This is a genomic window from Deltaproteobacteria bacterium, from assembly GCA_016234845.1.
In the GTDB taxonomy this organism is placed as follows: domain Bacteria; phylum Desulfobacterota; class Deferrimicrobia; order Deferrimicrobiales; family Deferrimicrobiaceae; genus JACRNP01.
In genome coordinates, this window is record JACRNP010000032.1 from 1 (window position 1) to 6,050 (window position 6,050).

General features: G+C 67.2%; 4 protein-coding genes. 1 reads left to right on the forward strand and 3 read right to left on the reverse strand.

The window, feature by feature from the left end; genetic code table 11:
* The 3 genes from HZB86_03165 to HZB86_03175 form a co-directional block, all read right to left on the reverse strand.
* Positions 1–375 (reverse strand): DNA polymerase III subunit delta' (locus tag HZB86_03165; GenBank protein ID MBI5904539.1); only part of this gene is annotated, 375 nt, incomplete at its 3' end.
* Positions 369–1,019: a dTMP kinase gene (locus HZB86_03170; protein ID MBI5904540.1), complete on the reverse strand. Its 651-nt coding sequence runs from the start codon at positions 1,017–1,019 to the stop codon at positions 369–371. The genes HZB86_03170 and HZB86_03165, both read right to left, overlap by 7 nt.
* A 95-nt stretch (positions 1,020–1,114) precedes the next feature.
* Positions 1,115–3,433 (reverse strand): vitamin B12-dependent ribonucleotide reductase, encoded by a 2,319-nt coding sequence (locus HZB86_03175; protein MBI5904541.1) that lies wholly within the window; start codon positions 3,431–3,433, stop codon positions 1,115–1,117.
* Between the two features lie 509 nt (positions 3,434–3,942).
* On the opposite strand from HZB86_03175, the gene HZB86_03180 reads away from it, so the two are divergent.
* Positions 3,943–6,012, forward strand: a complete 2,070-nt coding sequence (locus HZB86_03180) for a cytochrome c3 family protein (GenBank protein MBI5904542.1) — start codon at positions 3,943–3,945, stop codon at positions 6,010–6,012.
* Positions 6,013–6,050 lie beyond the last annotated feature (38 nt).

The window sequence follows — 6,050 nt, forward strand, 5'->3', positions numbered from 1 at the left end:
CTGCGGCGTCATCCGGTCGGCGGGGCACAGGATGGCCGCGCGGGGGCGGTCGGAGAACGCCTTGAGGGACAGCTCCTCCTGCAGCGCCCGGATCTCGTCGATCCGCAGGAACGGCGTCTCCGGGACGATGTGAAGGAAGTTCGGGTGGGAGGACGACGCGAGAAGGCGGCACTCGGGACAGGAGCGGCAGGCGCCGTCTTCCCCCGGGTTCCGGCAGAGCAGGGCGGCGACGAACGCGCGCGCCGCCTTCTCCTTCCCGATCCCTTCCTCTCCCGCGAAAAGGAGCCCGTGGGGGGTCGCCCCGGCGGCGAGATAGCGGCGGAGGAGGGAGAGAGCCCGATCCTGGCCGAGGACGGAGGAGAGCGGCTCTACCATCCGAAGCGCCGGGCGACCGCGTCCAGCACGGCGTGGAACACCTCGTCCTCCGGAAGCGCGGCGTCGATCCGCGCAAACCGCGACGGCCGGGATTCGAGGAGGCGCAGATACCCGTCGCGCACCGCGCGGTGGAAGGCGAGCGGCTCCCCCTCGATCCGGTCCGCGGCCCGCGCCCGTCCCCGGATGCGGGCGACACCCGTCTCGGGCGGCAGGTCGAACAGGAGGGTGAGGTCGGGGGTGATCCCCCCCGCGGCGAATCCGTTCAGCCGTTCCACGATCTCCGTGCCGAGCTTCCTCGCGTGCCCCTGGTACGCGGTCGTGGCGTCGGAGAACCGGTCGCAGAGGACCGCCCGCCCCGATTCGATGGCGGGCAGGATGACGCCCCGGACGTGCTGCGCGCGGGACGCCTCGTACAGGAGCAGCTCGGTTTCGGGAAAGATGCGTTCTTCGCGGGGGGAGAGCACGAGGCGGCGGATCTCGTCGGCCAGCGGGGTGCCGCCCGGCTCGCGCGTGACGAGGTGGGGAATCCCCTTCGCGGACAGGTGCGCGGAGAGACGCGCAAGCTGCGTCGACTTGCCGGAACCCTCTATACCTTCAAACGTCAGAAATGGAGCACGGTGGCTGGCGTTACCGGGGGGGGACACTCTGTACCTTCATTACGCGGCTGGCGTTACTGGCGGGGGGCACTCTTCCGGAAACCCGGAGGTGAACCGAAAGCGAAGAGTGTCCCCCAAAGGCGTTAGCACTCCGAGAAGCCGCAGGAGCGGCACTTGAGGCACCCCTCCTGCCGCTCGACCTGGCTGCCGCAGTCGGGGCAGGCGCCCCGGACGATCTCTTCCTCGTCGCCGGGCAGCGCCGGCTTCTTCGATGCGGCGGCCGCGGCCGCGGCGGCGGACGGCTTGGGGACGCCGGGGAACATCGCCTCGAAGTTCTCGAGGTACCACTCGATCGCCTTCGACACGGCGTCGGCGCACGAAAGGATCTTCCCGCCGTTCCCTCCCCACGAGGGGAGGTGGCAGGAGATTCCCTTCAGCTGCTTGATGATCATCTCGGGCTGCACGCCGGAGCGCAGGGCGAGCGAGACCAGCCGGCCGATCGCCTCCGACTGGGACGCGGCGCACCCGCCCGCCTTCCCCATCTGGTTGAAGACCTCGAAGATCCCCTTCTCGTCCCGGTTGATCGTGACGTAGAGCTTTCCGCAGCTCGTCTTGATCTCCTTGGTCACCCCGATCAGGGTGTCGGGGCGCGGGCGGGGGGTGACGAACGGCGTTTCGCGGCTCTCCGCGGGGACCGCCGACGCGGCGCCGTCCTTCCGGTTCACCTCGCCGATGTTCAGGACCTGCTCCTCGCGGCTGCGGTCGCGGTAGACCGTGACCCCCTTGCACCCGAGGCGGTAGGCGAGCGCGAACACCTTCCGGATGTCGTCGCGCGTGGCGTCCGACGGGAAGTTCACCGTCTTGGACACCGCGTTGTCGGTGTACTTCTGGAACGCCGCCTGCATCCGCAGGTGGGCCTCCGGGGAGATGTCGTGCGCGGTGACGTAGACGCGCGCGACGTCCTCGGGGATCCCCTCGACGTGCTTCAACGACCCCACCTTCGAGATCTCCTTCATCCGGTCCACGGAGTAGAGCCCGCGCCGCCGCATCTCGGCGTCGAACAGCGGGTGCGCCTCCACGAGGTGGTCGTTGTCCATCACGTTGCGGATGTAGGAGAGGGCGAAGATCGGCTCGATCCCGCTGGAGACGCCGCCGATGATGCTGATCGTGCCCGTCGGGGCGATGGTGGTCACGGTGGCGTTTCGGCGCGGGGCCCCGCCCCGCTCGGGGAAGACGCTGACCGGGTAGTTGGGGAAGGGGCACCGCTCGCGCGCCAGGTTGGAGGACGCCGCCTGCGCCTCCTGCTGGACGAAGCTCATGACCTCCTGGCCCACCGCCAGCGCCTCGTCGGAGTCGTACGGGACCCCGAGGCGGATCAGCATGTCGGCGAACCCCATGACCCCGAGCCCGATCTTCCGGTTTCCCATCGTCATGTGGCGGATCTCGGCCAGGGGGTAGTTGTTCATGTCGATCACGTTGTCCAGGAACCGGACCGAGGTGTGCACCACCGTTTTCAGCCGGTCGTAGTCGATCCGGGCGTGGCCGTTCTCCGCGGCGATCATGTTCGCGAGGTTGACGGAGCCCAGGTTGCACGATTCGTACGGCAGCAGAGGCTGCTCTCCGCAGGGGTTCGTGCTCTCGATCGCGCCGACCCGCGGCGTGGGATTGTCCCGGTTGATCCGGTCGATGAAGACGATCCCCGGCTCCCCGTTGCGCCAGGACGAGTCGACGATCCGCTCGAACACCTCGCGGGCCGACAGCCGCGAGGTCACTTCGCGGGAGTGGGGGTTGACGAGGCTGTACTCCTCGTCGTTCTCCACCGCCTTCATGAACTCCTCGGTGAGGGCGACGGAGATGTTGAAGTTGTTCAGGCGGCTCGTCTGGCTCTTGCAGGTGATGAAGTCGAGGATGTCGGGGTGGTCGACCCGCAGGATCCCCATGTTCGCGCCGCGCCGCGTGCCGCCCTGCTTGATCGTCTCCGTGGCCGCGTCGAAGACGGTCATGAAGGAGATCGGGCCGGAAGAGATCCCCTTGGTCGACCGGACGACGTCCGCGTGCGGCCGGAGCCGCGAGAAGGAGAAGCCGGTGCCGCCGCCGCTCTTGTGGATCAGCGCGGTGTTCTTGACCGCCTCGAAGATCGACTCCATCGAATCCTCCACCGGGAGGACGAAGCACGCCGACAGCTGCTGGAGCTCGCGCCCCGCGTTCATCAGCGTGGGGGAGTTCGGGAGGAAATCGAGCCCCCGCATGAGGGCGTAGAACGTTTCCGCCCAACGGAGCACGACCTCGGGGAGGGCGCCGTAGTAAAGCCCTTCCGCCAGCGCGATGTTGTACGCGACGCGGCAGACCATCTCCTCGGGCGTCTCCAGCGGGTCGCCCTTCATCCCTTTCTTGAGGTAGCGGCGTTCCAGCACGGTGCGGGCGTTTTCGGAAACCGGCATCACGCCGTGCTTCTCCCGCATCGCCTCGGTCCACGCTTTCGGGGGATGCTCGGGGAGCCCCCTTCCGGCGGTGCGCGCCGGGCCGTCGTGCCCGGGGACCGCGGTGGTGGAAGAGGCGGGGACTGGGGGGTTCAAATCCATTCGTTCGCTCCGTTTCAGGCCGGGGGCCGTATATGACAGGATAGCCTATCTTGTGGTCAAGTCGCGCACCGACTACAAGATATTGTGCCGTCGGTGGGCTGTCAAGAAAAAGCGGGGATATTTTTGTGTTTTTGCCAAGTTGCGTCGCCCAAGGGACTTTCCGGAGAATAAAACGGCGGTTTTCATTTTCCCGTCCGGTTCGCCGGGCGCGCCGCCTTCGGTCCGCGGGGAAGCGGGCATCCGGGAACCATTCCGGAATCCGCCGTCCGGTCGGTGCTACTTTTCCCTTGATTCCGCCGAATCGATACGTTATGTATACAGTCGACAATTTGGACGGAAACTCCCCCGACTCTGCTTCCCGAATCAGCGAAACCAAGGGGTGGGACGCCATGACGATTCCGCGCTGCAGAAGCACGCAAGGGCACTTCGGATCGGCGCTGTTCCGGTTCCTTCCGCGACTCTTCGCCCTCGGGATCCTCCTCCTCCCTTGCGCGGCCGCGGCGATCGACAACGGCCAATGCTTCGACTGCCACGGCGACCGGGGGATCCTCGGGTGGTCCACCGCCGAAAAGGCGTCGAACGTGACCCCGGGCGGCGCGAAGGATTCCGGGGATCCGTTCGGCAAGTTCCCGGGCATGTCGCTGCACGTCGACCCCGCGTCGTACAAGGCGTCGGTGCACACCGACGTCTCCTGCACCGACTGCCACGCCGACATCAAGGACCTTCCGCACCCGGCCCGTCTCAAATCCGTGGACTGCTCCGGGTGCCACTCCGAGGTGGCGGCCGCGTACGCGAAAAGCCGTCACACGGTCACCCTCGACCGGAAACCGGTCTCCAGGGCGCCCCGTTGCGTCGACTGCCACGGCGCCCACGCGGTGTCCCGGCGCACCGTTTCCTCTTCGCCGGTCTACTACCGGAATCTCGCGGCGACCTGCGCCCGGTGCCACGCGAACCCGGAGATCCTCGAGAAGCGGAACATCGGGATCCCCGGCGCGACCCGGATGTACGAGAAGAGCGTCCACAACCGCGCCATCGTGGAGAAGGGGCTGAACAAGTCGGCCACCTGCGCCGATTGCCACGGCGCGCACGACATGAGGGACCGGTCCGACCCCTCCTCCCACATCAACAAGAAGAACCTGCCCGCCACCTGCGGGAAGTGCCACTACGGCGTCTTCACGATCTACCGCGAAAGCGTCCACGGCGTCGCGCTCCAGCGCGGGATGCCCGACGCCCCCAACTGCTCCGACTGCCACGGCGAGCACGAAATCCGCCGGGCCGACGACCCGAAGTCGCAGGTTTCCTTCGGGGCGGTCTCGGAGAAGACGTGCGCCTCCTGCCACGGGGCGGAGAAGCTGGCGGCGCGCTACGGCGTCTCCGTCGACAAGGTCAAGGGGTACGAGCAGAGCTTCCACGGCCTCTCCGCCCGCCTGGGGGACAAGACCGTGGCGAACTGCTCGTCCTGCCACGGGGTGCACGAGATCTTCCGCTCCGGGGATCCCCGCTCCACGGTGAACCCGAAGAACCTGCCCGTCACCTGCGGCAAGTGCCACCCCGGCGCGACGGCGAACTTCGCCAGCGGGAACATCCACGTCGGCCCGGGAGGAACCGGGGGCGTCGTCAAGTACTGGGTGGAGCGGTTCTACATCTGGATGATCGTGGCGGTCATCGGCGGGATGCTCCTGCACAACGGCCTCGACTACTTCCGCAAGATGCAGGCGCTCTACCGGAGCCGCAGGCGCTGGGACCACCCCGGGTACGAGCGGCTGAACCGCTCGGAGCGGGTGCAGCACGTCCTCACCTTCACGACCTTCATCCTGCTCGTGATCACCGGATTCGCCCTGAAGTTCAAGTGGTCCCTGCCGCTCCTCTCCGACGAGGCCAACGTCGCCCTTCGCGGCGGGGGACACCGGGTGGCGGCCGTCCTCATGGTGGTCACCAGCGTGTACCACCTCTTCTACGCCGCGATGACGGCGCGGGGGCGGGGACAGGTCCTCCGGATGCTTCCCCGGTGGAAGGACGCCGAGGACGTCGCGGGGACGATCCGCTACTTCTTCGGGATGGCGGACCACAAGCCGAAATTCGACCGGTTCAGCTACGTCGAGAAGGCGGAGTACCTCGCGCTGGTGTGGGGGACGATCGTGATGGTCGTCACCGGGTTCATGCTCTGGTTCCAGGACGAGACCCTGAAGCATATCCCCATGTGGGGGCTGGACGTCGCCACCATCGTCCATTACTACGAAGCGATCCTGGCCACGCTGGCCATCATCGTGTGGCACTTCTACTACGTGTTCATGAACCCCGACTTCGCCCCGATGTCCTTCACCTGGATCGACGGGAAGCTGTCGAGGCACGACATGGAGCACGAACACGCCCTCGAGCTCGAGGAGATCGACGCGTTCGAGCGGCGCGGAGAGCCGCCGCCGCCCGACGCCACAAGGATCGCAACGGAGGAGGAATGAACAGGATGAACCGCAACTGCATGGCCGCGGTCCTGGCC